The sequence below is a fragment of the Bordetella genomosp. 9 genome (assembly GCF_002119725.1).
Taxonomy (GTDB): Bacteria; Pseudomonadota; Gammaproteobacteria; order Burkholderiales; family Burkholderiaceae_B; genus Bordetella_C.
This window is the reverse complement of record NZ_CP021109.1, coordinates 2,258,404-2,283,111: the sequence shown is the minus strand read 5'-3', so window position 1 is coordinate 2,283,111 and position 24,708 is coordinate 2,258,404. Positions and strand designations below refer to the sequence as shown.

Below are 24,708 nucleotides of genomic sequence, written 5' to 3'. Positions count from 1 at the left end.
GAAGCAGTGAGCGGCCCGCCGGGCATGCCGTAAGGTGCCCGTGCGCCCGCGTGGGAATGGGAAAACCGGCCGGCGTGCAGCCGCTCAGAAAATATCGGGCTCGGGCACCGGCGCGCCGAATCCCGTTTCCAGGAAATCGAAATCGCAGCCGTCGTTGGCCTGCAGGATGTGCTTGGAATACATCCAGCCGTAGCCGCGCTCGTAGCGCGGCGCCGGCGGCTTCCAGGCGGCGCGGCGCGCGGCCATCTCTTCATCGCTGATGTTCAGGTGGATGCGGCGCGCGGGCACGTCGACGGTAATCAAGTCGCCGGTGCGCACCAGCGCCAGCGGTCCGCCGATATAGGCTTCGGGCGCCGCGTGCAGGATGCAGGCGCCATAGCTGGTGCCGCTCATGCGCGCGTCGGACAGCCGCAGCATGTCCCGCACGCCCTGCTTCACCAGCTTGGTGGGAATGGGCAGCATGCCCCACTCCGGCATGCCCGGGCCGCCTTGCGGGCCGGCATTGCGCAGGATCAGGATGTGGTCGGCCGTGACGTCCAGGTTCTCGTCTTCCACGGCCGCCTTCATGCTGGGATAGTCGTCGAAGACCAGTGCCGGGCCGGTGTGCTGCAGATAGCGCGGCGCGCAGGCGCTGGGCTTGATGACGCAGCCGTCCGGCGCGATGTTCCCGCGCAGCACGGCCAGCGCGCCTTCCTGGTAGATCGCATTGTCCAGCGGGCGGATGACGTCGTCGTTATAGACCTCTGCCCCGGCGATGTTCTCGCCCAGGGTCTTGCCGGTGACCGTCATGGCCGACAGGTCGAGATGCGCGGTCAGGCGCGACATCAGCGCGGGCAAGCCGCCCGCGTAGTAGAAGTCTTCCATCAGGTAGGTATCGCCGCTGGGCCGGATGTTGGCGATCACGGGCACCTTGCGGCTGGCGGCGTCGAAGTCGTCCAGCGTGACGGCGCAGCCCGCGCGGCGCGACATGGCGACCAGGTGAACGATGGCGTTCGTGGAGCAGCCCATCGCCATCGCGACGTTGATGGCGTTCTTGAACGAGGCGACCGTCAGGATTTTCTTCGGCGTCAGGTCTTCCCAAACCATGTCCACCACGCGGCGGCCGCACTCCGCAGCCATGCGCATATGGTTGACGTCCGCCGCGGGAATCGAAGAGGCGCCGGGCAGCGTCATGCCGATGGACTCGGCGATGGCCGTCATGGTGCTGGCCGTGCCCATCGTCATGCAGGTGCCGTAGCTGCGCGCGATGCCGCCCTCCACCTCGGTCCATTGTTCCTTGGTGATGTTGCCCGCACGGCGCTCGTCCCACAGCTTCCAGGCGTCGGAGCCCGAACCCAGCACCTTGCCCTTCCAGTTGCCGCGCAGCATGGGGCCGGCGGGCACGTAGACACAGGGCAGTCCCGCGCTGATGGCGCCCATGATCAGGCCCGGCGTGGTCTTGTCGCAGCCGCCCATCAGCACGGCGCCGTCCACCGGGTGGCTGCGCAGCAGTTCCTCCGTCTCCATCGCCAGCATGTTGCGATAGAGCATGGTGGTGGGTTTGACGAAGGACTCGGACACCGACAGCGCGGGCAGCTCGACCGGAAAGCCCCCGGCCTGCAGCACGCCGCGCTTGACGTCCTCCACACGCTCCTTGAAATGCAGATGGCACGGCTGCAGGTCGGACCAGGTGTTGATGATGGCGATGATCGGACGGCCGTTCCAATCCTGGGGGCCGTATCCCATCTGCATCATCCGGGAACGGTGGCCGAACGAGCGCAGGTCGTCCTTGGCCATCCAGCGGGCGCTGCGCAGGCTTTCGTAGGTGCGTTTCATGGATTCCACTTGTCGTTGGTCGTGGCTGCCGGTCCGGACCGGCAGGGCTTTGTCTCGGTGGCATTGAAACACTAATGTATTAGTATGTCAACGCAACGTCCTCGCTACAATCGCGGTCCGGATATCCCTACTCGCCTTATGTCCCTGTCGGAAGCTTTATCTTCGCTGCGCCTGGACCGTTCGCGCCACGCGGCGCCCCAGGTCTTCGAAAAGCTGCGCGAACTGATCGTGTCGCTGGAACTCGCGCCGGGCACCGTGCTGCCGCGGCCCGAGCTCGCGGAAGCGTTCGGCCTGAGCCAGACGCCCATCCGGGACGCCCTGTTGCGCCTGAGCGAGGAAGGCCTGGTCGACATCTTTCCGCAGCACACCACCGAAGTCAGCCGCATCGACATCGCGGCCGCACGGCAGGCGCACTTCCTGCGGCGCTCGCTCGAACTGGAGATCGTGCACGTCCTGGCGCAGCGCGACGATGCGTTGCTGGCCGCCCGTCTGCAGGCCCATATCGATATGCAGCGCGCCAGCCTGGACGCGAACCAGTATCCGCAATTCATCGCCGCCGATCAGGCCTTTCACCGCGAGATGCACGAAGCGGCCGGCGTCGCCGGCCTGTGGGAGCTGGAGCAGCGCTACAGCGGCCACGTCGACCGCCTGCGCCGGCTGCACCTGCCGGAAGCCGGCAAGGCCCAGCGCATCCTGCAGGATCACCAGCGCATCCTCGACGCCATCGCCGCGCGCGATGCCGCCGCCGCCCAGGCGGCCTTGCGCGAACATCTGTCCGGCACCCTCAACCAGATCGACGACATCTGCAAGCGTTACCCGGATTACGTGCGGATCGCGACGTAGCGGCAGAACGCTGCCGGGCTCTCCATACGGGAAACCCCGCGCGGATTTCACGCCGCAATTGACTAAGATGGGCTTGTCGCGCCGCGGCAATCGCGAGTATCGCGCAGCGGGGGCCGCGCCCTTGCGCGCCGGGAGACAAACCGTGAGCCGATTCGCAAATCGCACCGATGCGGGCATCCGGCTCGCGAAGGTCCTGGCCGCCTGCGGCCTGCAGCAACCGGTGGTGCTTGCCCTGCCCCGCGGCGGCGTGCCGGTGGCTGCGGAAATCGCGGCGGCGCTGGGCGCGCCGCTGGACCTGCTCATCGCACGCAAGATCGGCGTGCCGAGCCAGCCCGAACTCGCCATGGGAGCCGCCGCCGAAGGCGCTTCGCCCGAAGTGGTCCGCAACGACACCATCATCAGCGTCGCGGGCATCTCGGAAGACGAATTCGATGCGGTGTATAGCCATGAGCTGACGGAAATCGAGCGGCGGCGCCAGCGCTATCTGGGCGACCGTCCGCGCGCGCCGCTGGAAGGCCGCGACATCATTCTGGTCGACGACGGCATCGCCACGGGCGCGACGATCAAGGCCGCCCTGCGCAGCGTGGCCGCGCGGCAGCCGCATTCCATCACCCTCGCCGTGCCGGTCGCGCCGCCGGCGGCGGTGGCGGCGTTGCGCGCGGAAGCCGACCGCGTCATCTGCCTGCTGACGCCGGACGCCTTTCATGCCATCGGCAAGTTCTACGAGGACTTCCACCAGGTCAGCGACCAGGAGGTCGCGGACGCGCTGGAACGCTTTCCGGTGCGCGTCAAAGCGCGTCATCCCGGGTGAGGCGGCGCGCTCCCTGCGCCGCCACCCTTTTGGCAAGCATCGTTTCGACGGCGTCGTGGATGCGCTGCACATACGCGTTCTTGAACCGCAGCGCGTCGTCTTCCGGTTCGATGCGCGCCAGCATGGTCGCGTTGGCTTCGAAGACCAGCACCCGGCCGTCCGGCAGCAGCGAGAAGTCGATGCCGCAGTAATCCAGGTCCATGCGCCGGCCGACGGCATGCAGCGCATCCCATGCGCGCCGCCCCAGGACGGCTGCGGGATCGCGCAGGAAGCGATGCTCTTCCTCGGTTTTCCATGACGCGGACAACATGTCCGCCGTCGCGTAGTGCAGCAGCCAATGGCTGCCGATAGCGAGGTGATAAGGATATGGCTCGCGGTCGATGAAGATCACGCGGTACTTGCGGAAAAAGCCGTCCGCGGACCGGTAATCGCAATAGCGCGTCAGATACACCTCCGCGGCATCCGGAGGTGGCTGGCGGTCGTGCGCGCCGGCGATCAGCACGACGCCTTCGCCCCCATGCGAGCCGATGGGCCGCGCGATGACGGGATAGCCCAAACCAGCGCGCCCGATCGCGTCATGCACCCCGCCTGCGGCGGCGTCGCGCCGCCACCGCACGGTCACAGGTATGCACAGGTGCGGGATCCCGCCGAGCAAGGACGCGATGGCCGGCCGGAAGGTGCGGTCCACGCGCGCCGGCGGATTCAGCAGCGGACGGTCGCTGCTCTGCGCGATCCGGGCCAGCGCCTGCCGGCTCGGCGCGGCGAGATCGGGCTCGCCGATGACGTTGAACACCACGTCATGGCGCGCCTCGCGGCCGCGCGGCTTGGCCGACGGGTCATCCAGCACCCGGCGCAGCAGCCGGTTGCGGGCCGTGGGCAGGAAATGCCTGAAGGGAATGTTCGCCATGGCGACGGAACACAGCAGCAGCACCGTGCGGCGCCCTGGCGCGGACCTGGCCTGCATGAAGGCGGGCAGGCGGCGATAGGCCCGGCACGTCGACGTCCCGGCCAGCTTGTCCAACTGCCGCAGCGCCCACGCCAGCCCGATATGCGCCGCGAAAAGGCCGGGCTCGATCAGGATGGCGCGCTCGAACCAGTGGCCCGCAGCGGCCCATTGGCGGTGGTTGGCATATACCCATCCCACGTGATAAAGGTCCACGGCGCAACGGCGCGAAATCGCATCCACCGCGATGCGGGCGGACGCCGCATCGGCCTGCTGACCGTCCGCCTGCAGGGCGGCGGCCAGGGCACGGTACACGTCCACGTCCAGCGGCGATTCGGCTGCGGCGCGCTGCAGCAGCGCGATGGCCTCGCGCGCCCTGCCCGCCGCCGTCAGCGCGCGTCCCAGGGACAACCACTGCTCACCGCCCGGCTGGGCGGCGGATTCCGCCTGGAGTGTGCTCGCCATGAAACGGGTGAAGCCGGATGCGCGCTCGCGCGAAGCGGCGAGCATAGCGAGCGGCGGCTTACGGACATCTGAGAATGACCGCGGCGGCCTACACCTGTTTCAGCGCGGCCAGATCCAGGACGCGCACGTCCTTGCCGTGCAGTTCGATCAGGCCGCGTTGTTGCAGCCGGGACAGCATGCGGCTTACCGTTTCCAGCTTCATGCCCAGATGCGAGCCAATCTCTTCGCGGCTCATCGGCAAGGTGAACGACAGCGTCGTATACCCGCGCGCCGCATAACGCTCCGCCAGATCGCACAGAAAGGCCGCGATGCGCTCTTCCGCGCTGAGATGCCCCATCAGCATGAGCAGCGAAGAGACCCGCACGATTTCCTTGCTGAGTATCCGTTCCAAACCGCGGCGGACATCGCTCACCTCGTCGGCCACGGTCTCGATCTCGTGGTAAGGCAGCACGCACACCACCATGTCTTCCAGCGCAATGGCGTCGATCTCGTGACGGCCGCTGGCGATGCCGTCCATGCCCAGGCATTCGCCGCCCAGGCTGAAACCGGTGATCTGCTGGCGGCCGTCCCGATGCAGCCGCACGCTCTTGCAGGCGCCCGCCCGCGGGATGTACAGATTGCGGAACACATCGCCGGCGCGGTAGATCGCTTCACCGGCGCGCACTTTGCGGGCGCCGACGTGGAAGTCGCGCAACGATGGCGTGCTGCATCCCAGCATCGCGCCCTGGCACAGCCGGCGCGCGCCGCAGCCGATGCACGGGGCGCGATATTGGGCGGCGGCAGGGTCATCGCGATCCAGCCACGGACCGAGATCGGGAATCAGATCGGCGAGAGGAACGGTAGGGTTGGGGGAACTGTCCATAACACGCGCTCCTCGGAAGCAAACGTTCTCTTTATCGCTCGCATGGGACGCACGCGGCCCTGCGCCCGCGCGAGCGGCACGCATCCATTCTGCGCAACGCCCTCCGGCGCTGGTATCGGGATTTCCGGGACAGTTTGTGTAGGGAATCGCCTACGCCAGCAAGCCGTTTTCGGCGGCATAGCGCGCCAGCTCCGCATTGCTGTGCAGGCCCATCTTCTCCATGATGCGGGCACGGTAGGTCGTGACCGTCTTGGGGCTCAGATGCAGGGCGTCGGCGATAGCCGTCAGGCTTTCGCCCTTGGCGATGCGCTTGAGCACCTCAAGCTCCCGATTGGACAGCGATTCGTGCGTGGCGGCCGGCGCGCCGCTCATCATGGTGGCGAAGCGCTCCATCAGCGCCGGGCTGACGTACTTGCCGCCCGCAGCAGCCTTGCGCACCGCGGCGATGAGCACCGCCGTCGGGCTGTCCTTGGTCAGATAGCCGGCCGCGCCCAGCTTCAACGCGCGCACGGCGTAGATATCCTCGGCATAAGTGCTCAACACCAGGACGGCCAGGTGCGGCGTTTCCGCCCGCAGCCATTGCAGCAGCTCCAGCCCGTTCCTGCCCGGCATGGCGATGTCGATCAGCGCCACGTCGAAGCGCTGCGCACGCACGCGCTCCATCGCCTGCTGGGCGTCCTCCGCCTCGGCCGCCACACGGATGTCCGTGGCCGAACTCAGCATCAGGCGCAAGCCGTTGCGCACCACCGTATGGTCGTCCACGAGCAGCACATCGATGGTTTCACCCGCCATTGCCGTTCTCCAAGGGCAGTCGCAGCGTCACGCGGGTCCCCTGCCCCACGACGCTGGACACGGTCAGCTGCCCGCCGAAGTGCCGCGTGCGTTCCTGCATGCCCTGGATGCCCCAGGAATGGCGGTCCGTCGCCTGGCCGGCCGCGAACCCTTTGCCGTCGTCGGCAATCTCCACGGTGATCACGCCATCCCTGGCGGCCGCGTACACCGATACCAGCGATGCGTCGGCATGCCGCACAACATTGGTCAAGGATTCCTGCACGATGCGGAACAGCATGGTGCTGCGGTCCGGATCCAGGTGCACCGCCATGGCCGTCGGCGCGATGATGCAGTCGCACGCCAGCCCGAACCGCGCTTCGATCTGGCCGGCATACCACTCGATGGCTTCCCATACCCCCAACTGGTCGAGCACGCTTGGACGCAGGTCGTTGATCACGCGCCGCACCGACTGGATGGCGTCCTCCGTCAGCCGCGCGGCCTCGGCAAGCAGCGGATCCGGCGGCGTGCCGGCCTGGGCGGCGCGTTCGATGGATACCGAGACATGCGCCTTGATGCCGGTCAGCAAGCCGCCCAGCTCGTCGTGGATTTCCTGCGCGATGCGTTTGCGCTCGCTTTCCTTGATGCTCTCCTGATGCGCGGCCAGGCGCCGCAGCGCCTCGCGCGATTCCCTTAACGCGGCCTCGGTCAGCTTGTTCCGCGAGATGTCGACCAGGATGCCCTGCAGGAACAGCTTGCGGCCGGCGGCATCGGACACGACTTCCGCCTCGTCCCGGAACCAGCATTCCCGCCCATCCCGGGCGACCAGCCGGTATTCCAGCCGCAGCGAACTGCCCTGGGCCGCGCTGCGCGCAATGGCCGCAGCCGCGCGCGACCGGTCCGCAGGGTGGATCCGCTGCAGCGCCAGCGCGGGATCGGCCAGCCATTCCTCGGCCGAAAAACCCAGGCAGCGCACCTGCGGGCTGATGTAGCGCAGGCGGCCCTGGCCCAGTTCGCGCACGTAGCAGATCGCCTGGATCTGCTCGACCAGCGTGCGGAACATCGCTTCGGCCTGCCGCTTTTCTTCCAGCAGCTGCTGGCCGCGCAACAAGCGCTCCACTGCCGCTGGCAAGGCCAGCAGATAGCGGCCGTCCGGGTCTTTGTGCAGGTGGTCGCGCGCGCCATGACGCATGAGCGTCGCGACGGCATCGGGGTTGTCGTCCGCGGTCAGCACGAGTACGGGAAGCGCGACTTCGCCGCCGGCATCGGCCAGCGAGACGAGCAGGTCCAGCCCGGTGCCGTCCGGCAGCCGGCTGTCGGCCAGCACCGCATGAAAATCCCCGGTGCGGATATGCCGCAAGGCCTCCTGAAGGGTCCCCGCTTCCGTTATTTCCACCGTTGGTCCCGGCTCCGCGGCAAATGCGCGCCTGCAGGCGATGCGCTCCCCGGCATCGTTCTGGACGAGCAATATGCGGACGCGCGTTTCGGCCATGGCGGGCCCTCGTGCTTGTGCGCTCCGTGGATTCGCGCGCCATGCCGGTGAACATGCGGAAACCGCGCACTTCGACGTGGCGCGTCGTGCAGCATGAAGCGACGCTTTGGATTCTAAGCGGGCTTTGGCCGCCTGTCCCCTACTGCATATGCAGCCCGCCGTTGACCGCGAAATTCGCGCCGGTGATGTACGCCGCCTCATCCGATGCAATGAAGTCGACCAAAGCGGCGATCTCGTCGGGTTCGCCCAGGCGGCCCAGCGGGATCGTCGGCAATATCTTCGTCTCCAGTACCTCCTTTGGCATGGCGGTCACCATCCGGGTCGCGAGATAGCCGGGAGACACCGTATTCACCGTCACGCCATGCCGCGCCATCTCCAATGCGAGCGACATGGTGAAGCCGTGCATCCCGGCCTTCGCCGCCGCGTAGTTGGCCTGGCCGAACTGGCCGCGCTGCCCGTTGACCGACGAAATATTGATGATGCGGCCCCAGCGGCGCGCCGCCATGCCATCGAGCACGGGCTGGGTCATGTTGAACACCGAGTCCAGGTTGGTCCGCACCACGCGCTCCCAGTCGGCCTGCGCCATCTTCCGCAAGGACGCATCGCGGGTGACGCCGGCGTTGTTGACCAGAATATCCACCGGGCCGACTTCTTCACGTATGCGATGGACGCAGTCCCGGCAGCTGCCGTAATCCGCCACGTCGGCGGGATAGGCCGCGACGTCGACGCCTTCGCGGCGGCGCGATTCCATCCACTCCGGCGCGCGATGGTTCTCGGGCGACATGGTGACCACGATCCGATACCCGCGGCGATGGAAACGCGCCACGATGGCCTCACCGAGTCCGCCCATGCCGCCCGTGATCAACGCGATTCTGTTGTCCATGATCCTTTCCTCCTTTGCCTGACGGGCCGCGCCGGACGGCGGGACCGCGGTACGCCGTTCGTTGCCGGCGCCTATCGGTACGCCTTTCTGCGAAGGCATACATCCATTCGGCGAGCCTAGACCGATCGTCCCGAGAGGCGCTTGACGCGCGTCAATGCGCAGGCGGCGAGATGCCCGCATGCCGCGGACTTGCGCTACATCAAAGCGTGGCCGGGCAAGCGGCATAGGATGGTCCCATCATGCCGCGAACGAATGCGGGATGACCAAGGCAGGTCCATGTCCAAGCGTGCAGCGACACCGAACGATGCAAGCCCGGCCGGCGCGGCGGCCGGCGCGCCCATGCCGCCGCCTACCGCCGCGCCATCCGCGCCATCCTGCGCGCCGGCATCGTCCGAGCCGCCATGGCGCGGGTGGGATCGTCTGAGCCACGCAGCCGTTGCGCGCGCGTCGGGCGGCGTCTCGCCGCTGGCCGTCTGCCTGGATTGGGCCGATTGGGCCATGCATCTGGCGATTTCACCCGGCAAGCAGCTTTCCCTTTTGCAAACCGCGCTGCAGGCCGGACCGGACGGTGCGGCGCCCGCCGCGAACGGCCGCCGCCGGCCCGACCCGCGCTTCGATCATCCCGATTGGAACCGCTGGCCCTACACGCTGTGGCGATCCGCCTTCCAGCGCGCCGAGGCGTGCTGGGATGCGGCCACGCAGGACGTCAGCGGCGCCGCGCCCCATCACCAGCGCGTGGTGAACTTCATGGGGCGCCAGTGGCTGGATACGCTGTCGCCCAGCAACTTCTGGTTCGCGAACCCCGAAGTCCTGGAGGCCATCGCGGAAACCCGGGGCTTCAATCTGCTGCAGGGCGCGCGCCGCTTTTATGGCGACGCCTGCGATACGGCCGCGGGCTGCGCGCCCGGCGCGTCGGCCAGCCGCCGCGACGTCTATCGCGTGGGACGCGAAGTCGCGGCCACGCCGGGCGCGGTCGTCTATCGCAATCAGCTCTTCGAACTCATTCTGTACGCGCCCGCCACGCCGCAAACCTGGCGCGAACCCGTACTCATCGTCCCCTCCTGGCTGCTCAAGTACTACATCCTGGACCTGTCGGAGCACAATTCCCTGGTGCGCTATCTGGTTCAGAGCGGCCATACGGTTTATGCGATCTCCTGGAAGAACCCGCATGAAGAAGCGCGCGACTGGGGGATGGACCGCTATCTGCGCGACGGCCTGTTCACCGCGCTGGAACAGGTTTCACAGGCATGCGGCGGCCGGCGCGTTCACGGCGTGGGCTATTGCCTGGGCGGGACGCTGCTTGCTGCCGGCGCGGCGGCGCTGGCCCGCCGCGAGCGGCGGCCGGGGCTGCGCAGTCTGACGCTGCTGACCACGCAGACCGACTTCGACGAACCCGGAGAACTGGGCCTGTTCATCAGTCCTGGCGGTGTGGCGTGCCTGGACGCCCTGATGTGGCAGCAAGGCTATCTGGATGGCCGGCAACTGGCCGGCGTATTCCAACTGCTCAACTCGCGCGACCTGATCTGGTCGCGGCTGGTGCGCGACTACCTGCTCGGCCGTCAGCGCCCGATCTCCGATCTGATGGCCTGGAACGCCGACACCACCCGGTTGCCCTATCGGCTGCACAGCGAGACGCTGCGCTGGCTTTACCTGAACAACGATCTAGCGGCCGGCCGGCTTTGCGTGGAAGGCGAGCCGGTGGCGCTGGCCGATATCCGCGTGCCCATGCTGGCGGTGGCCACGGAACGGGATCACATCTCGCCGTGGCAGTCCGTCTACAAGCTGCATCTGCTGAACCACAGGGACCTGACGTTCGTGCTCTGCTCCGGCGGCCATAACGTGGGCATCGTCAGCGAACCGGGGCGGCCGAACCGGCATTTCCGGTCGGCCCTGCGGCATCAGGGCGACCCGTACCTGCCGCCGTCCGAATGGCTGGCCCGCACGCCGGTCGTCGAAGGATCCTGGTGGCCGCATTGGGAAGCGTGGCTATGCCGGCACTCCGGCCAGAAAGGGCCGCCGCCCGACTACCCCCCTGAGACGGCGCTGTGCGCCGCGCCCGGCAGATACGTCATGGAGCAATAGACCGCGGCGCGGCTACCGCAAAAACGCGCCCGGCAGGCAAACCGCAAGGAGGATCGAAGATGGAAAAGCATGAAGCACCGTTGACCCGCCCCCGCCCATGGGGCGCGCCTGCGGCGAACCCGGCGGCCGGTCTTCGGCGCGGGCCGGCTTTCGCCATACCGGAGGACACCTACATCCGCCTGTCGCCCACCGCGAGGAATTTCCTTGCGTGCACCATCCGGTACCTGGAGTCGGGACATGGCGGCGGTCAACGACATGCGGCGCCGGATGGCTACCAATGATCTAGCACCGCCGTCCCGCCCTAGGACGGACCTGGTCTCATCCACCCGGATTGATTCAGATCAAAGAACGGCGCCCGAAGGTGCGGAAGATGCAAGTCATGCCATTACAGGCGACCAGCCAATGACAGGCATGGGCGGCACCGCGCGGTTGCGGCCGCTGCGCATGACCCAAAGGAGGAAGGCAATGTCCGCGGAACCCTACGATATCGCACGCTCGGCCGCGATGATCATTCACGTCGTGCTCGGTTCGGGCGTCCCCGTGGAGGACGCGATCAAGGCCCTGGAAACCGCCGAACGCATGTTGCGGGAGGCCTATGACGCCGAGCGCGGCCTGGCTGAAGAGCACGCGCTGGAATATCCGGCGCTCCACTGACACGACCCGGCGACGCACCCCCAAGGCGGAGAATGGGTGGACCGGCTGGAGAAAGGCATGTCGCATTTATCGTCCGCGGAACTCGACGCCCTTGGCCGCAGACTCCGCGAAATCCGGGCGCGCGCGCTGCAGGAAATCCAGAGCGAGGCCGGCATGGACGCCGCGTTGCCTTCCGGGCCGGAGCCGCGCGATCGCGCCGACCTGGCCGAGCCGCTGCGACAGGAAGAAGTGCGCTGGGCCGAAATGGAGATCGACCGCCATACCCTGGCCGACGTCGAACGCGCGCTGACCCGTCTGGCGCACGGCGAATACGGCATCTGCGTCGATTGCCAGGCCGCCATTCCTCAGGGCCGGCTGTTCGCGCAGCCCGCGGCGATCCGGTGCGCGGCCTGCCAGGCCATCGCCGAGGCGACGCGCCGCGCCTGATCCGCCCGCCTCAGGGAAAACCACCGTAGCCGCGCGCGCGGCAGGCATTAGAATGGCCGCATTGTGCTTGAATATATGACTTTATGAACAATGCCGCCGCGGCGTCCGTGCTGCGCCGCAGCCGCGTGCCGCTGTACCTGCAGGTCGCCAGCCTGATGCGCCAGAAGATCGAAAGCCAGGCCTGGCCCTACGGAAGCCAGATCCCGACCCTGGACGAACTCGAGGCCGAATACGGCGTATCGCGCATCACCCTGCGCGCCGCGCTGAACCAATTGGAGGAGACCGGCATCGTCCGGCGCACGCGCGGGCGCGGCACTTTCGTGGCGAAGGACCTGTCCGCGCAGCGCTGGTTCAAGCTGCCGAATACGTTTGACGAGCTGGTCGAGACGGTCGCCAGCCTGAAGATCCGCCTGCTGCACATCGACCAGGCGGCGCATCCCCTGGTGCCGGCTTTTCCCTTCGGAAAGGTCGGACCGGCCTATCACCGCCTGCGCCGGGTGCACTACCACAACGACGTGCCGTACTGCCTGATCGAGATCTTCCTGGACAAGGCCATTTTCGACTCCGACCCGCAGGCGTTCAGGCGGGCCACCGTGGTGCCGCAACTGGCGGCGCGCAAGGACATCACCATCGCCGGCGCAAGGCAGATCATGCGCATCACGGTGTCCGACGAGGACACCGCGGCGCATCTGGGCATCGGCGTCAGCGACCCCATCGCCGATGTCTGCCGGACTCTGGTGGATCAGAACGGCCGCATCGTCTATTACGCGCACATCCAGTATCCGGCCCAGATGATCCAGATAGAAACCGACCTGATGCGGGGCGGGCAAAAACCATGAGAACACACCGAGGAGACAACCCATGGCAAGAAGCAGCACCCGCCCCGCCGCCGGCATCGGCTGGGCCCTTCTCCCTTTCGTATTTTTGATCCTGGCCTGGACGGCGCTGCGCACCTCGGGGCTGATCAATCCCGCGCTGCTGCCTTCGCCGCTCGAAGTCCTGCAGACGTTCTGGAGCCGCCTGACGGCAGGCGAGCTGCTGATGAACATCGTGATGTCGGTGCAGCGCGTGCTGGCCGGCCTGCTGCTGGGCATGCTTGCGGCCGTGCCGGTGGGCTTCCTGATCGGCTGGTACGCGCCGGTGCGCCGCTTCATCGATCCGCTCATCAACTTCTTCCGGGCGCTGCCGCCCATTGCGCTGATCCCGCTGGTCATCGTGTACCTGGGCATCGGCGAGCTGGCCAAGATCGCGATTCTTTTCTATGCCTCGTTCTTTGCCGCCGTCATCGTCATGTACGAAGGCATGACGCAGATCAGCCCCGTCTATGTCCGCGTGGCCCGCACCCTGGGCGCCACGGATATGGAAATCTTCCTGAAGGTCATGGTGCCGATGGCCGTGCCCCACATGCTGACGGCGCTGCGCGTGGCGCTGGGCGTGGCATGGGCCACGCTGGTCGCCTCGGAACTGGTGGCCGCGCAGCAGGGCCTGGGCGCCATGATCCAGAACGCCTCGGCTTTCTTCGACCTGCGCACCATCTATCTGGGCATCATCTGCATCGGCGCGCTCGCCTTGTTGATGGATCTGGCCTTGCGCGCCGTGTCGCGGCGGCTGGTCAGCTGGCAGGACAAGGCGGAGGGCTGATCGATGCACGCGATCCATCAGTCGTCCGTCCGCGCCCCCCGGGAGCGCATCCGGTTCGAGAACGTGTCCATGCAGTTCCGCACGCCGCAGGGACTGCTGGACGTGGTGCAGGACATGACGTTTTCCGTGAACCAGGGCGACTTCGTTTCCCTGGTGGGGCCCTCTGGCTGCGGCAAGACCACGCTCATGAACATGGCGGCGGGCTTCGTCAAGCCCACACGCGGCGAAGTGCGGCTGGACGGCAAACCCATCGAAGGGCCGGGTCCGGACCGCGGGGTGATGTTCCAGGAGTACGGCGTTTTTCCCTGGCTGACCGTGGAGCAGAACATCGCCTTCGGGCTGAACCTGAAACACAACGCCCGCCTGGGGGCGGCAGAGAAAAAGGAGATCGTCCAGCGCTACCTGCACCGCATGGGGCTGGCCGACTTTCGCAAGGCCTATCCCAAGACCCTGTCGGGCGGCATGCGCCAGCGGCTGGCGCTGGCCCGCACCTATGCCGTGCACCCCGAATTCGTGCTGATGGACGAGCCCTTCGGCGCCCTGGATGCGCAAACCCGCAGCGCCATGCACGACCTGCTGCTGGACGTGCTGCATGCGGAAGGCAAAACCGTGCTGCTGATCACGCATTCGGTCGAAGAGGCGGTCTACCTGTCGAACAAGGTGCTGGTCATTTCGGCGCGGCCATCGCGCATCCGCGAAGTGGTCGATATCCCCTTCCCCTATCCGCGCCGGCGCGGTCTGCAGGAAACGCCGGAATTCAATGCGCTGCGGGCGCGCATCCACGATTCCGTGATGCGCGAATACGCGGCGCAGGAGGCCCAGGCGCGGCCGGCGGCCGCCGGCTGACCGAAGCGACATCCCCACGACGCACAACGCATAAAACGAAAGCCACCAGGAGACAGACATGAAACGACGCGCCTTCATACAGATGGCCGCCGCGGGCGCCGCGGCCATCGCCGCTCCATACGCGCCGCTGGTCCATGCCCAGACGCCGCGCAGGATCAAGGTGGGTTATCTGCACACGCTGGCCGTCGACGGCCAGTTGTGGCTGGCCGACCATATGGGCCTGTGGAAGAAAGCCGGCCTGGACCCGGAATTCATCCAGTTCCAGACGGGCCTGGAGCTGTTCCAGGCCATGAGCGGCGGCAGCATCGACGTGCTGAGCACCGGCGCGGTCATGTCGAACTTTCCGGCGCGCGGCCAGGGCAAGGTCTTCCTGATCAACGACGTGGAGTTCGCCACGGCGCAGCTCTGGGTGCATCCGGACATGGGAATCAACAGCATCGCCGACCTGAAGGGAAAGAAGATATCCACCACCACCGGCACCACGGCTCACGTGTTCCTGGACAAGGCGCTGCGCGCGGCCGGCATCGATCCGCGCAAGGACGTGCAGATCGTCAACCAGCGCATGCAGGACGCGACCTCCGCGTTCATTTCCAAGGCGGTGCCGGCCGTGGCCTTGTGGGTGCCCTTCAACATCGCGGTGCGCAACCGCGTGCCGACGGCAAGAATGCTGGTGGACGCGTCGGCCTACTATCCCGATGCCGCCATCGTGGGCGGCTGGGCGGCGCGCAACGACTACTACGCCGGCAACAAGGACGCGCTGGCCCGCATCATCCAGGCCTGGGTCCAGGCCAACGACTATATGACCGCCCACCCGGACGAAGCCCTGGCGCTGCTGCAGACGAAGTACTACCCGAATGTGCCGCTTTCGGACATCAAGGAACAGTACAAGGCGCAGAAGATGTTCGACTCGCGCCAATGGGTCAAGCTGTACGAAGACGGCACGGTGACGAAATGGCTGCAGCAGGTCACCGACTTTTTCGTCGAGTTCGCCAGCATCCCCAACCCGGTACCGGCCTCGCAGTACTTCGACCCCAAACTTTACCTGGAGACGGTCAAGGCATGAGCGCCGCGCATCCGCAATTGGCCGGCGCCTATGACTACATCATCGTGGGCGCCGGCTCCGCCGGCTGCGTACTGGCCAACCGGCTGTCCCGCGATCCCGGCGTCAAGGTCCTGGTGCTGGAGGCCGGCAAGGCCAACCGCAATTTCTGGCTGCACCTGCCGGTGGGCTACTTCAAGACCATCTACGACACGCGTTTTTCGCGCCTGTTCGATACCGAGCCCTGCGAAGGCACCGGCGGACGCAACATCGTCTGGCCGCGCGGCCGCGTGCTGGGCGGATCCAGCTCGATCAATGGCCTGCTGTATATCCGCGGGCAGCACCAGGACTACGACGACTGGGAAAGACTGGGCGCTCAGGGATGGAGCTACCGCGACGTGCTGCCGTTCTTCAAGCGCTCGGAAGGCTACGAGCGCGGGGAAAGCGAGTATCACGGCGGCTCCGGCGAACTGGGCGTGTCCGATCTTAAGAACGACCATCCGTATTGCCAGGCCTGGGTCGAGGCCGGCCAGCAGTTCGGGCTGCCGCACAACCGGGATTTCAACGGCGCCACGGATTACGGCGTCGGGGCATACCAGCTGACGATCCGCAACGGCTGGCGGTCGAGCGCCGCGGTGGCATTCCTGCGGCCGGTCATGGCGCGCCCGAACCTGACCGTCGTCACCGAGGCGCACGTCAATCGCGTCCTGTTCGAAGGCGAACAGGCAGTGGGTGTCGAGTGGGTGCGCCAAGGCGCGGTGCAACGCACGCGCGCCGAACGCGAAGTCATCCTGAGCGCCGGCTCCATCCAGTCGCCGCAATTGCTGCAGCTATCGGGCATCGGGCCGGCCGACCTTTTGCGCAGCCTGGACATACCGGTGGTCGTCGATGCGCCGGAAGTCGGTGAAAACCTGAAGGACCATTACCAGGCGCGCACGATCGTGCGTTTGAAGAAAAAGATGTCGCTGAACAACCACGTGCGCCACCCCTACCACCTGGCGGCCATGGGCATGGAATGGCTGTTCAAGCGCAGCGGCCCGCTGACGGTCGGCGCCGGCCAGGTGGGCGGCTTTGCCAGCACCCCCTACGCCCGCGATGGCCGCGCCGACATGCAGTTCAACGTCATGCCGCTTTCGGTGGACAAGCCCGGCACGCCGCTGCACGACTATCCGGGCTTCACCGCGTCCGCCTGCCAATGCCGGCCCAGCTCGCGGGGACGGCTGCGCATCCGCTCCGCCGATCCTTTGGATGCCCCGCGCATCGAAACCCGTTACCTCAGCGAGCCGCTCGACCGCGACACCCTGGCGGCGGGGGTGGAGATGCTGCGCGACATCTACCGGCAGCCGGCCTTCGCCGGCTTGGTGGAAGCCGAGGTGCTGCCGGGCGCCGAGCGCGCGAGCCGCGCCGACATCGTGGACTTCGCGCGCAAGATGGGCGGCACGGTCTTCCATCCCGTCGGCACCTGCCGCATGGGTTCCGACGCGGGCTCGGTCGTGGACCCCACGCTGAAGGTGCGCGGCGTGCGGCGGCTGCGCGTCATCGACGCCTCCGTCATGCCCGACATGGTTTCCGCCAATACCAACGCCGCCGCCATCATGATCGGCGAGAAAGGCGCGCACCACGTGCTTGCCGATCCGGCTTGACCCCCTTTTCCGCACAAGGCCCCACGTTATGCATTCCCTGCCTGGCTCGACCCCTTTCACCATCGCCAAGATCGAGACTTTTGTGTTTCGCGCACCCATCGACCAGCCGGTGCAGACCTCGTTCGGCATCATGCGCGATCGTCCGGCCGTGCTCGTTCGAATCGAGGACCGCGACGGCGCGCACGGATGGGGGGAGATCTGGTGCAACTTCCCCAACGTGGGCGCGGAGCATCGCGCTCGGGTGCTGGACAGTTGCGTGGCGCCGCTGGTCATGGGGAAATCCTGGGCGAGCCCCGCTCAGGCATTCCAGGCCCTGGACGTCCAATTGCGCGTGCTGGCGATCCAGAGCGGCGAGCCGGGCACGCTGGCGCAGGCCACCGCCGGCCTGGATGTGGCGCTGTGGGATCTGGCCGCGCGCAGGCTGCGGCAACCCCTGTGGCGGCTGCTGGGAGGGCAATCGACGGTGGCCGTCTATGCCTCGGGCCTGAATCCCACCGAGCCCGGCAAGCTCGCCGAGGCGAAGCATCGGGAAGGGTATCGCGCCTTCAAGCTGAAGGTCGGTTTCGGCGCCGAGCGCGATGTGGCCAATCTGCGTGCATTGCGCACGCAATTCGGCCCGGACACCGCCCTGATGGTGGATGCGAATCAGGCCTGGGCGCCCGCGGCCGCAACCGAGATGAGCCGCCGGCTCGCCGAATTCGCTCCGCAATGGCTTGAAGAACCCATCCCGGCCGACCACGGCCAGGACGACTGGCGCGAGCTGGCCGCGGCCAGTCCGATTCCGCTGGCCGGCGGCGAAAACCTGCGCGGTGACGCGGCCTTCGACGAAGCCATCGCGGCCGGCGCGCTGCAAGTGATCCAGCCCGACCTGGGCAAATGGGGCGGGTTCAGCGGCTGCCTGCCGGTCGCGCGCCGGGCGATGGACCGCGGCCGGCTGTTCTGCCCGCACTGGCTGGGCGGCGGCGTGGGACAGGTCGCCTCGCTGCACCTGAAGGCGGCGGCCGGCGGCTCCGGCTATGCGGAAGTGGATTCCAATCCCAATCCCCTGCGCGATCTTTTCGCTGGCGGCTGCCTGCGGCCGCGCGACGGCGTGGTCACGCTGCCCGACGCGCCGGGATTGGGCATCGAGCCCGATCTGGCGGCGGCGCAGGATTATCTCGTCAGCCGCCTGGTCCAAAAATAGCGGCCCCGGACGCCGCGGCGCTGCCGAATCAGGCCTGCGCGCGGTCCAGCAGGGCCTGGATGTAGCGGCCGGCTTCCAGGATGTCGCAGCGGATGGCGTGCGCCGCGCCGTCGGCGTCGCCGCGGGCAAGCGCCGCCACGGCTTCCGCGTGGTAGTCCATGCGCTTTAGGTAGGGCACGTATTCCGGCAGAACCAGGTTCAGCACCGGCCCGCAGCGCAGCCAGAGCGTTTCGATGGCGTCCTCCAGGATATCCATCCCGCTCATCGCATAGATGTGGAAATGGAAGCGGCGATGCACGTCCAGATAACCCTGGTGGCCGTCGGCATCGATCAGCCGCTTCATGTCCGCGAGCAATCCGCGCAGCGTTTCGAGATCCGCGGGCGTCACGTGCGCGGCAGCTTCATGCGCCGCGCGGCTTTCCAGCTCGGCGCGCATGATGAGCAATTGACGCAGCTGGCCGGCGTCCACTTCTGGCACCACCGCGCCGCCGCCCTGCCCGCCCGTGCCGCGCCGCAGGATGCGTTCGGCAATCAGGTGATTCACCGCGTCGCGCACCGGCGTCAGGCTGATCCCGAGCTCGGCGGCGATATCGCGCAGCAGGATGCGGTGTCCCGGCTCGTACCGCCCGGTCAGCAGCGCCTCGCGCAAGGCCGCATACGCGCGATCCCAAAGGGTCCCGCGGTCGATCGGCTGTAAAGCGGCCGGCTTGGGACCGGCGGCCGCGCCAGCGGCTTTCGCTTGAGGCATTTGCCCACCTTCTTTCATTCGCTCCTCCAAACGCCTCATTTTCGCATTCCCGCCGCCAGTGCGTAGTGCGCGCCGGACCTCGCACGCCCGATTCCCCCTTCCGGCGCGTCCGGGTAGGACGGCGCACGTATGCCGTCTTCCGCCCCAACCGGCGGCCCGTTTCCAGCATTGTTATTTGTTATAACGAATGATAGTATGGCCGCACGACGTCGCCCAGAGAGGCACGCGATGCGCCGGCAGGCGCCCCTGCAACCGGAGGAGACCCCATGTCCTTGCTATCCCGCACGATGGCCGCACTGGCCTGCGTCTGCGCCATTTCCACGGCCGCCGCCAAAGACGCCTTTCCCGAACGCAGCATCCGTTTCATCATTCCCTGGAACGCAGGCGGCTCGAACGACATCGCGGCGCGCGAGCTGCAGCAGATCGTCGCCGAGCAGCAGAAGATCACCCTTGTCGTCGAAAACGCCCCGGGCGCGACCGGCGCCATCGGCCTGGGCAAGGTGGCATCCGCGCCGCCGGACGGCTATGTCGTGGGCATGGGCACCAGCTCCACCCTGGCGCAGATCGCGCAGAACCTGACGACGCTGCGCAACGAACAGTTCACGCATATCGCGCGGGTCTCGACGGATCCGCTGATGCTGCTGGTGCCCAAGGACGGTCCCGCCACGCTGGAGGATTTCCTGGCCGAGATGAAAAAGAACCCGGGCAAGGTGTCCATCGGCACGCCGGGCACCAACAACCTGAACCACATCTTCGCCGAAATGACGGCCCGCGCCGCCGGCGTAGGCTATGTGAACGTGCCTTACCCCGGCGGCTCGCGCGTCATCGCGGACCTGGCCGGCAAGCAGATCCAGGCGGCGGTGCTCAAGCCGTCGGAAAGCAAGGGCCAGATCGACGCCGGCTACGTGAAGCCCATCGGCGTGTTCGGCAACGAGCGGCTGAAGGTGTATCCCGACGTGCCGACGTTCAAGGAAAAAGGCTACGACGTCTATCCCTACGGCCCGCTGGTGCAGATGGCCTACGTGGTCGCGCCCGCCGGGATCCCGCCCGATGTGCGCGCCCGCCTGATCGAAATCTTCTCCCGCGCCATCCAGAGCGACAAGTTCAAAACCTTCGGCGATCAAAACGGTTTCCTGGTCGATGACCTGACCGGCGATGCCCTGGACGCCGAAGTGCGCGACGTGCAAACGACCCTGAACAGCGTCGCCACCAAGGTATTCAAGCACTAAGGCCGGCCCAGGCCGGAAGGAACCGGCGCCGGCGCATCTCTTTCGAGGAAACCAATGAGCATCATCAAGAAAGTCACCTGCCACGTCGTCGCGGCGCCCGTGCAGCGGCCCTTCACGTCTTCCCGCGGCTGGCTGTACAAGACGCGCGGGTCCTGCATCGTCGAGATCGAAACGGCGGACGGCGTCGTCGGCTGGGGCGAATGCTATGGGCCTGCCCAAGTGGCGCGCGCCTACATCGAATCGCAATACGCGCCCCGCGTCGTCGGGCGCGATGCCTTCGACGTGGAAGTGATCTGGGAAGACCTGTACAACCGGATCAAGGACTACGGCAACACGGGCATGGCGATTTCCGCACTCAGCGGCATCGACATCGCGCTGTGGGACATCATCGGCAAGGCCTGCGGCAAGCCGGTGCACAAACTGATCGGCGGCGCGCACCGGACGGAAGTCCAGGCCTATGCGACGGGGCTGTATTTCATCGACATGGACCGTCTGATCGAAGAGGCGGTGGAGGAAGCGGCGGACTACGTGCGCCAGGGTTTCAAGGCCGTGAAGATGAAGATCGGCCTGGGCTCGCCCAAGCTGGACATCCAGCGGGTGGCCGCCGTGCGCGAAGCCGTGGGCGATGACGTGCGGCTCATGGTCGATGCGAATCACTGCTTTACCGTGCCTGCGGCGATCCGCCTGGGACGCGAACTCGAACGCCTGGACGTGGAGTGGTTCGAGGAACCGATTTCCCCGGAAGACCTGGACGGCTATGTGGAAGTATCGCGGGCGCTCGACATCGCGGTGGCGGGCGGCGAAAACGAATTCACCCGCTGGGGTTTCCGCGACATCGTGGCGCGCAAGGCCATGGACATCGTGCAGCCGGACGTGTGCGCCGCCGGCGGCATCAGCGAGTGCCGCAAGATCGCCGCGCTGGCGCTCGCCCATGGCGTCGAATGCGTGCCCCATGCGTGGGGATCGGCCATCGGCCTGGCCGCGACGCTGCACTTCCTGGCCGCGCTGCCCGACCAGCCGCCGAGCTTCCGCCCCATGCCCCCGCTGCTGGAATTCGAGCAGTGCGAAAACCCCTTCCGGGACACGCTGACGGCAACGCCAATCGAGCAGCGCAACGGCATCGTGCAGATACCCACCGGCCCAGGGCTGGGCATCGACGTCAAGCGCGACGTGCTCGATCGCTATCGCGTCGCCTGAGGTCCGCGCGATGCGATTCGTCTCTTTCCATCGCGATGGCGCGGACGGCGCCGGCACGATCGTGCCCGGCTTCATCGACGACCGCACGCCCGGCGGGCCCTGGGTCGTCGACGTGACGCGGCCGGGCAACGCGCCGTGGGCCGCCGCCCTGCCCGCCGATATGCTGGCGTGGACGGAAATGGGTCTGGCGGCGCTGGCCGGGCGGCTGGCGGCGTGCGAGTTTCCGCCGCCGGCACGCATGCCGCTGGCGCGCGCGCGCCTGGCCGCACCGTTGCCGCGCCCGGGCAAGATCGTCGGAGCGGCGTTCAATTACCACGACGCGCTGCGCGAACGCGACATGGCGCCACCCGCGGCGCCGGTCATCTTCATCAAGTCCGGCCGCACCGTGATCGGCCCCGGCGAAGCCGTACGGCTGGCGCCCGGCGTGGGCAACGTCACGTATGAAGCGGAACTGGCCGTGGTGATCGGCCGTACCGCCTTGCGCATCGGACCGGACGAGGCCTTCGATTGCGTGGCCGGTTATATGACGCTGAACGATGTCAGCGCCAGCGACATGGTGCGCGCCGACAAGGCTTTCGTGCGCGGCAAGAACCAGCCCACCTTCTGCCCGTGCGGGCCATGGATAGCCACGCCAGACGAAGTGCCGGATCCGGAAGCGCTGGCCGTGTCCTTGCGCCTGGACGGCATCGTGCGGCAGGCGGGCAGCACACGGGACCTGGTGTTCGGCATCGCCGAGCTGATCGCCTATGCCTCCACGCAAATGCCGCTGGACCCGGGGGATATCATTGCCACGGGCACGCCTGCCGGCGTGGCCGCATCGCACCATCCCCCGGCATGGCTGCGGCCCGGCTCGGCCATGTCGGCCGAAGTGCAGGGCCTGGGCGTGCTGACCAACCCTGTCCTGACGAGCGACGTTTCATGACTTCCCGACCCATCGTTGCGCTGACCAGCGCCATCCATCCGGACGAACACGCGCGGCTGGCGCAATCCGCCGAGGTTCGCGTGGCCGCCAACGCCAGCGCGGATGCGCTGAAAGCGGTGGCCGCGCACGCCGATGCCTTGATCGTGCGCAATCCCCTGCCCGCCGATATTTTCGAAACCGCCCCGCAATTGAAAGGCGTCGTCCGCCATGGCGTCGGGCTGGACATGATTCCCATGGAGCAGGCCAACCGGCACGGCATCGTGGTCGCCAACATTCCGGGCGCCAACACCGCTTCGGTCGTGGAGTACTGCGTGGCGGCCATGCTGCATCTGCGCCGCCGTCTGGCGGGCATCGACGCCATGCTGCGCAAGGAAGGCTGGGCGCCCGCCCGCGCGTATGGCGAGGGCGGCGCAGAACTGGCCGGATCCGTGTGCGGCATCGTGGGCGTGGGGGCCATCGGGAAGCGGCTGGCCGCCATCGCGCAGGCGATGGACATGCAGGTGCTGGGCCTGACCCGGCGTCCGGAAACCCTGCCGGCCGGCGTGCGCGCGGCCGACAAGGAGACGCTGATGCGCGAGTCGGACGTGATCGTGCTGGCCTGTCCTCTTACCGAGGAAACGCGGGGGATGATCGACGCCGCCGCGCTGCGGAGCGCCAAGCCGGGAGCCATTCTGATCAACGTCGCGCGCGGCCCGGTGGTGGATTCCGCCGCCCTGCTGGCCGCGCTGAGGGAAAACCGCCTGGGCGGCGCCGCGCTGGACGTGCACGACATCCAGCCGCTGCCGGCCGACGCGCCGGTTTTCGCGCTCCCCAACGTGCTGCTGACGCCGCATCTTGCCGGGTCGACAACGGCCAGCATGCGCCGCATGAGCCAGGGCGCCGTCGAGGAAGTCCTGCGCATCCTGCGCGGCGAGCCGCCGTTGAATTGGGTGAACCGGGATGCCTGCGCGGCGGCGCGCCGGAATGCATGAAGGGCGCTCCTGCGCGGCCGCGCAGACAGCGCCATGGAAACCAACACAAAGCGAGGATGACACCATGCGCATTACCGACCTGAAGGCCGTGCCCATTTCCTTTCCCGTGCCGGAAAACAAGTCCGTGCGGCTCGGCATCGGGCGCAGCGTCAAGCGCGACGCCGTGCTGGTGCGGGTCCAGACCGACGAGGGCCTGGTGGGCTGGGGCGAAGCCCATCACGGCCGCTGCCCCGGCGCCATCGCAAAACTCATCGACACCACGATGCGCGAGCTGGTGCTCGGCATGGATCCGCGCGACGTCAACGGCGTCACCGCGCGCGTGCTGAAGATGCAGTTCGCCAGCCATGGCATGGGAGCGGCCGCCGCGCTGGCATTGAGCGGCATCGATCTGGCGCTATGGGACATCCGCTGCCAGGCGACCGGATGGCCCTTGTACCGGCTGCTGGGCGGCGCGCCCCGCCCCATCAAGGCCTATGCGGGGGGCATCGCGCTGGGCTGGCAGGCCCCCGAGGGACTGGCCGAGGAAGCGGCGGGCCTGGTGGCGCAAGGGTTCCGCGCGTTGAAGCTGCGCGTGGGGGACACGCCGGCGCGCGACGTCGCCCGGGTGCGCGCGGTGCGGGCGGCCGTGGGCGATGACATCGACATCCTGGTGGACGCGAATACCGCCTACACCCTGGAAGACGTGCGCCGGGTGATGCCCGCGTATGAGGAATGCCAGGTCATCTGGCTGGAAGAGCCTTTCCCCGCCCATGATCATGAGGCCTACGCGCGCGCCGCGCGTCTGGGCCGCGTGGCCCTGGCCGCCGGCGAAAACCACTACACCCGCTACGAGTTCGGGCCGCTCCTGGCGTCCGGCAGCGTGGGCTACGTGCAGCCGGACCTGTCCAAGGTGGGCGGGGTGACCGAGGGCATGCGGGTGGCGGCGATGGCCAGCGCGTCGAAGATATCGGTCAACCCGCATACGTCGGCGACGGCCATCAACATGGCCACCACGATCCATTACCTGTGCGCCGTCGACAACCCGGGCTATTTCGAGGCGGACGTCACGGCCCTGAATCCCTTCCGCGACGAAATGATGGACCAGCCGCCTTACGTTCTGGACGAAAGCGGCCACGTGCATCCGCGCGAAGGCACGGGCATCGGACTGAACATCGACCAGGACTTCCTTGCCGCCCATCCGCTCATCGAAGGTCCCTGCTACGTCTGACGGGCGGCCCGGAGGCATGGCCGGGCGGCGCCTTCGCG

Annotated in this window: 23 protein-coding genes; 16 read left to right on the top strand and 7 right to left on the bottom strand. The window is 67.5% G+C overall.

Annotation, left to right across the window (positions count from 1 at the left end; all coding sequences use genetic code 11):
* Nucleotides 1–84: 84 nt before the first annotated feature.
* On the bottom strand, nucleotides 85–1,815 hold the full coding sequence (gene araD, locus CAL13_RS10585; protein WP_086072345.1) for an L-arabinonate dehydratase: 1,731 nt from the start codon (nucleotides 1,813–1,815) through the stop codon (nucleotides 85–87).
* A 138-nt stretch (nucleotides 1,816–1,953) separates the two neighbouring features.
* Here araD and CAL13_RS10580 point away from each other — a divergent pair, with 138 nt between their 5' ends.
* Together CAL13_RS10580 and CAL13_RS10575 are read left to right on the top strand one after the other, a co-directional pair.
* Nucleotides 1,954–2,658 carry a GntR family transcriptional regulator gene (locus CAL13_RS10580; protein WP_086072344.1) on the top strand — a complete coding sequence of 235 codons (705 nt, stop codon included), beginning with the start codon at nucleotides 1,954–1,956 and terminating at the stop codon, nucleotides 2,656–2,658.
* Between the two features lie 142 nt (nucleotides 2,659–2,800).
* Nucleotides 2,801–3,469, top strand: a complete 669-nt coding sequence (locus CAL13_RS10575) for a phosphoribosyltransferase (protein WP_232462563.1) — start codon at nucleotides 2,801–2,803, stop codon at nucleotides 3,467–3,469.
* On the opposite strand, the gene CAL13_RS10570 is transcribed toward CAL13_RS10575, so the two are convergent.
* The 5 genes from CAL13_RS10570 to phbB all read right to left on the bottom strand — a co-directional run bounded on the left by CAL13_RS10570 (nucleotide 3,447) and on the right by phbB (nucleotide 8,882).
* Entirely contained in the window at nucleotides 3,447–4,877 is a 1,431-nt protein-coding gene (locus CAL13_RS10570; RefSeq protein WP_157664843.1) for a tetratricopeptide repeat protein, read from the bottom strand. The genes CAL13_RS10575 and CAL13_RS10570 overlap by 23 nt on opposite strands.
* An 88-nt stretch (nucleotides 4,878–4,965) precedes the next feature.
* The gene (locus tag CAL13_RS10565) at nucleotides 4,966–5,739 is read right to left on the bottom strand and encodes a helix-turn-helix domain-containing protein (RefSeq protein WP_198297948.1); all 774 of its coding nucleotides are present in this window, start codon (nucleotides 5,737–5,739) and stop codon (nucleotides 4,966–4,968) included.
* A gap of 150 nt (nucleotides 5,740–5,889) precedes the next feature.
* Nucleotides 5,890–6,531 carry a response regulator gene (locus CAL13_RS10560; RefSeq protein WP_086072340.1) on the bottom strand — a complete coding sequence of 214 codons (642 nt, stop codon included), beginning with the start codon at nucleotides 6,529–6,531 and terminating at the stop codon, nucleotides 5,890–5,892.
* Nucleotides 6,521–7,999, bottom strand: coding sequence for a hybrid sensor histidine kinase/response regulator (locus CAL13_RS10555; protein WP_086072339.1), 1,479 nt, complete (start codon nucleotides 7,997–7,999; stop codon nucleotides 6,521–6,523). Before CAL13_RS10555 ends, CAL13_RS10560 begins: the two co-directional genes overlap by 11 nt.
* 139 nt (nucleotides 8,000–8,138) lie before the next feature.
* Complete coding sequence (phbB, locus tag CAL13_RS10550) at nucleotides 8,139–8,882, bottom strand: acetoacetyl-CoA reductase (RefSeq protein WP_086072338.1); 744 nt, start codon at nucleotides 8,880–8,882, stop codon at nucleotides 8,139–8,141.
* Nucleotides 8,883–9,158: 276 nt separating this feature from the next.
* Between phbB and CAL13_RS10545 the strand changes: the two genes are divergently transcribed.
* The 9 genes from CAL13_RS10545 to CAL13_RS10505 all read left to right on the top strand — a co-directional run bounded on the left by CAL13_RS10545 (nucleotide 9,159) and on the right by CAL13_RS10505 (nucleotide 18,396).
* Nucleotides 9,159–10,964 carry a PHA/PHB synthase family protein gene (locus tag CAL13_RS10545; RefSeq protein WP_086072337.1) on the top strand — a complete coding sequence of 602 codons (1,806 nt, stop codon included), beginning with the start codon at nucleotides 9,159–9,161 and terminating at the stop codon, nucleotides 10,962–10,964.
* A gap of 465 nt (nucleotides 10,965–11,429) precedes the next feature.
* On the top strand, nucleotides 11,430–11,618 hold the full coding sequence (locus CAL13_RS10540) for a hypothetical protein (RefSeq protein WP_157664448.1): 189 nt from the start codon (nucleotides 11,430–11,432) through the stop codon (nucleotides 11,616–11,618).
* 57 nt (nucleotides 11,619–11,675) lie between these two features.
* Entirely contained in the window at nucleotides 11,676–12,044 is a 369-nt protein-coding gene (locus CAL13_RS10535; protein ID WP_086059379.1) for a TraR/DksA family transcriptional regulator, read from the top strand.
* A gap of 83 nt (nucleotides 12,045–12,127) precedes the next feature.
* Nucleotides 12,128–12,883, top strand: coding sequence for a GntR family transcriptional regulator (locus CAL13_RS10530; protein WP_086072336.1), 756 nt, complete (start codon nucleotides 12,128–12,130; stop codon nucleotides 12,881–12,883).
* 22 nt (nucleotides 12,884–12,905) lie between these two features.
* Complete coding sequence (locus tag CAL13_RS10525) at nucleotides 12,906–13,685, top strand: ABC transporter permease (RefSeq protein ID WP_086072335.1); 780 nt, start codon at nucleotides 12,906–12,908, stop codon at nucleotides 13,683–13,685.
* A gap of 3 nt (nucleotides 13,686–13,688) precedes the next feature.
* Nucleotides 13,689–14,531, top strand: a complete 843-nt coding sequence (locus CAL13_RS10520; RefSeq protein ID WP_086072334.1) for an ABC transporter ATP-binding protein — start codon at nucleotides 13,689–13,691, stop codon at nucleotides 14,529–14,531.
* A gap of 58 nt (nucleotides 14,532–14,589) precedes the next feature.
* Nucleotides 14,590–15,594, top strand: a complete 1,005-nt coding sequence (locus CAL13_RS10515; RefSeq protein ID WP_086072333.1) for an ABC transporter substrate-binding protein — start codon at nucleotides 14,590–14,592, stop codon at nucleotides 15,592–15,594.
* Nucleotides 15,591–17,213 carry a GMC family oxidoreductase gene (locus CAL13_RS10510; protein WP_086072332.1) on the top strand — a complete coding sequence of 541 codons (1,623 nt, stop codon included), beginning with the start codon at nucleotides 15,591–15,593 and terminating at the stop codon, nucleotides 17,211–17,213. Before CAL13_RS10515 ends, CAL13_RS10510 begins: the two co-directional genes overlap by 4 nt.
* A gap of 28 nt (nucleotides 17,214–17,241) precedes the next feature.
* The gene (locus CAL13_RS10505; RefSeq protein ID WP_086072331.1) at nucleotides 17,242–18,396 is read left to right on the top strand and encodes a mandelate racemase/muconate lactonizing enzyme family protein; all 1,155 of its coding nucleotides are present in this window, start codon (nucleotides 17,242–17,244) and stop codon (nucleotides 18,394–18,396) included.
* A 28-nt stretch (nucleotides 18,397–18,424) separates the two neighbouring features.
* Here CAL13_RS10505 and CAL13_RS10500 read toward each other — a convergent pair whose 3' ends face one another.
* The gene (locus tag CAL13_RS10500; RefSeq protein WP_086057347.1) at nucleotides 18,425–19,144 is read right to left on the bottom strand and encodes a GntR family transcriptional regulator; all 720 of its coding nucleotides are present in this window, start codon (nucleotides 19,142–19,144) and stop codon (nucleotides 18,425–18,427) included.
* A gap of 266 nt (nucleotides 19,145–19,410) precedes the next feature.
* Here CAL13_RS10500 and CAL13_RS10495 point away from each other — a divergent pair, with 266 nt between their 5' ends.
* From CAL13_RS10495 to CAL13_RS10475, 5 genes are all read left to right on the top strand, one after another.
* Nucleotides 19,411–20,373, top strand: a complete 963-nt coding sequence (locus CAL13_RS10495) for a Bug family tripartite tricarboxylate transporter substrate binding protein (protein ID WP_086072330.1) — start codon at nucleotides 19,411–19,413, stop codon at nucleotides 20,371–20,373.
* A gap of 54 nt (nucleotides 20,374–20,427) precedes the next feature.
* Nucleotides 20,428–21,570, top strand: a complete 1,143-nt coding sequence (locus CAL13_RS10490; protein ID WP_086072329.1) for a mandelate racemase/muconate lactonizing enzyme family protein — start codon at nucleotides 20,428–20,430, stop codon at nucleotides 21,568–21,570.
* Nucleotides 21,571–21,580: 10 nt separating this feature from the next.
* Nucleotides 21,581–22,492, top strand: coding sequence for a fumarylacetoacetate hydrolase family protein (locus CAL13_RS10485; protein ID WP_086057344.1), 912 nt, complete (start codon nucleotides 21,581–21,583; stop codon nucleotides 22,490–22,492).
* On the top strand, nucleotides 22,489–23,463 hold the full coding sequence (locus CAL13_RS10480; RefSeq protein ID WP_086072328.1) for an NAD(P)-dependent oxidoreductase: 975 nt from the start codon (nucleotides 22,489–22,491) through the stop codon (nucleotides 23,461–23,463). Before CAL13_RS10485 ends, CAL13_RS10480 begins: the two co-directional genes overlap by 4 nt.
* 64 nt (nucleotides 23,464–23,527) lie before the next feature.
* Entirely contained in the window at nucleotides 23,528–24,670 is a 1,143-nt protein-coding gene (locus tag CAL13_RS10475) for a mandelate racemase/muconate lactonizing enzyme family protein (RefSeq protein ID WP_086057342.1), read from the top strand.
* Nucleotides 24,671–24,708 lie beyond the last annotated feature (38 nt).

Coding starts and splice junctions, on each gene's coding strand:
- CAL13_RS10495 (WP_086072330.1), top strand. CDS start 19,411: ATGTCCTTGCTATCCCGCACGATGGCCGCACTGGCCTGCGTCTGCGCC.
- CAL13_RS10545 (WP_086072337.1), top strand. CDS start 9,159: ATGTCCAAGCGTGCAGCGACACCGAACGATGCAAGCCCGGCCGGCGCG.
- CAL13_RS10555 (WP_086072339.1), bottom strand. CDS start 7,999: ATGGCCGAAACGCGCGTCCGCATATTGCTCGTCCAGAACGATGCCGGG.
- CAL13_RS10515 (WP_086072333.1), top strand. CDS start 14,590: ATGAAACGACGCGCCTTCATACAGATGGCCGCCGCGGGCGCCGCGGCC.
- phbB (WP_086072338.1), bottom strand. CDS start 8,882: ATGGACAACAGAATCGCGTTGATCACGGGCGGCATGGGCGGACTCGGT.
- CAL13_RS10480 (WP_086072328.1), top strand. CDS start 22,489: ATGACTTCCCGACCCATCGTTGCGCTGACCAGCGCCATCCATCCGGAC.
- CAL13_RS10500 (WP_086057347.1), bottom strand. CDS start 19,144: ATGCCTCAAGCGAAAGCCGCTGGCGCGGCCGCCGGTCCCAAGCCGGCC.
- CAL13_RS10530 (WP_086072336.1), top strand. CDS start 12,128: ATGAACAATGCCGCCGCGGCGTCCGTGCTGCGCCGCAGCCGCGTGCCG.
- CAL13_RS10540 (WP_157664448.1), top strand. CDS start 11,430: ATGTCCGCGGAACCCTACGATATCGCACGCTCGGCCGCGATGATCATT.
- CAL13_RS10505 (WP_086072331.1), top strand. CDS start 17,242: ATGCATTCCCTGCCTGGCTCGACCCCTTTCACCATCGCCAAGATCGAG.
- CAL13_RS10475 (WP_086057342.1), top strand. CDS start 23,528: ATGCGCATTACCGACCTGAAGGCCGTGCCCATTTCCTTTCCCGTGCCG.
- CAL13_RS10560 (WP_086072340.1), bottom strand. CDS start 6,531: ATGGCGGGTGAAACCATCGATGTGCTGCTCGTGGACGACCATACGGTG.
- CAL13_RS10525 (WP_086072335.1), top strand. CDS start 12,906: ATGGCAAGAAGCAGCACCCGCCCCGCCGCCGGCATCGGCTGGGCCCTT.
- CAL13_RS10510 (WP_086072332.1), top strand. CDS start 15,591: ATGAGCGCCGCGCATCCGCAATTGGCCGGCGCCTATGACTACATCATC.
- araD (WP_086072345.1), bottom strand. CDS start 1,815: ATGAAACGCACCTACGAAAGCCTGCGCAGCGCCCGCTGGATGGCCAAG.
- CAL13_RS10570 (WP_157664843.1), bottom strand. CDS start 4,877: ATGGCGAGCACACTCCAGGCGGAATCCGCCGCCCAGCCGGGCGGTGAG.
- CAL13_RS10485 (WP_086057344.1), top strand. CDS start 21,581: ATGCGATTCGTCTCTTTCCATCGCGATGGCGCGGACGGCGCCGGCACG.
- CAL13_RS10535 (WP_086059379.1), top strand. CDS start 11,676: ATGTCGCATTTATCGTCCGCGGAACTCGACGCCCTTGGCCGCAGACTC.
- CAL13_RS10490 (WP_086072329.1), top strand. CDS start 20,428: ATGAGCATCATCAAGAAAGTCACCTGCCACGTCGTCGCGGCGCCCGTG.
- CAL13_RS10565 (WP_198297948.1), bottom strand. CDS start 5,739: ATGGACAGTTCCCCCAACCCTACCGTTCCTCTCGCCGATCTGATTCCC.
- CAL13_RS10580 (WP_086072344.1), top strand. CDS start 1,954: ATGTCCCTGTCGGAAGCTTTATCTTCGCTGCGCCTGGACCGTTCGCGC.
- CAL13_RS10520 (WP_086072334.1), top strand. CDS start 13,689: ATGCACGCGATCCATCAGTCGTCCGTCCGCGCCCCCCGGGAGCGCATC.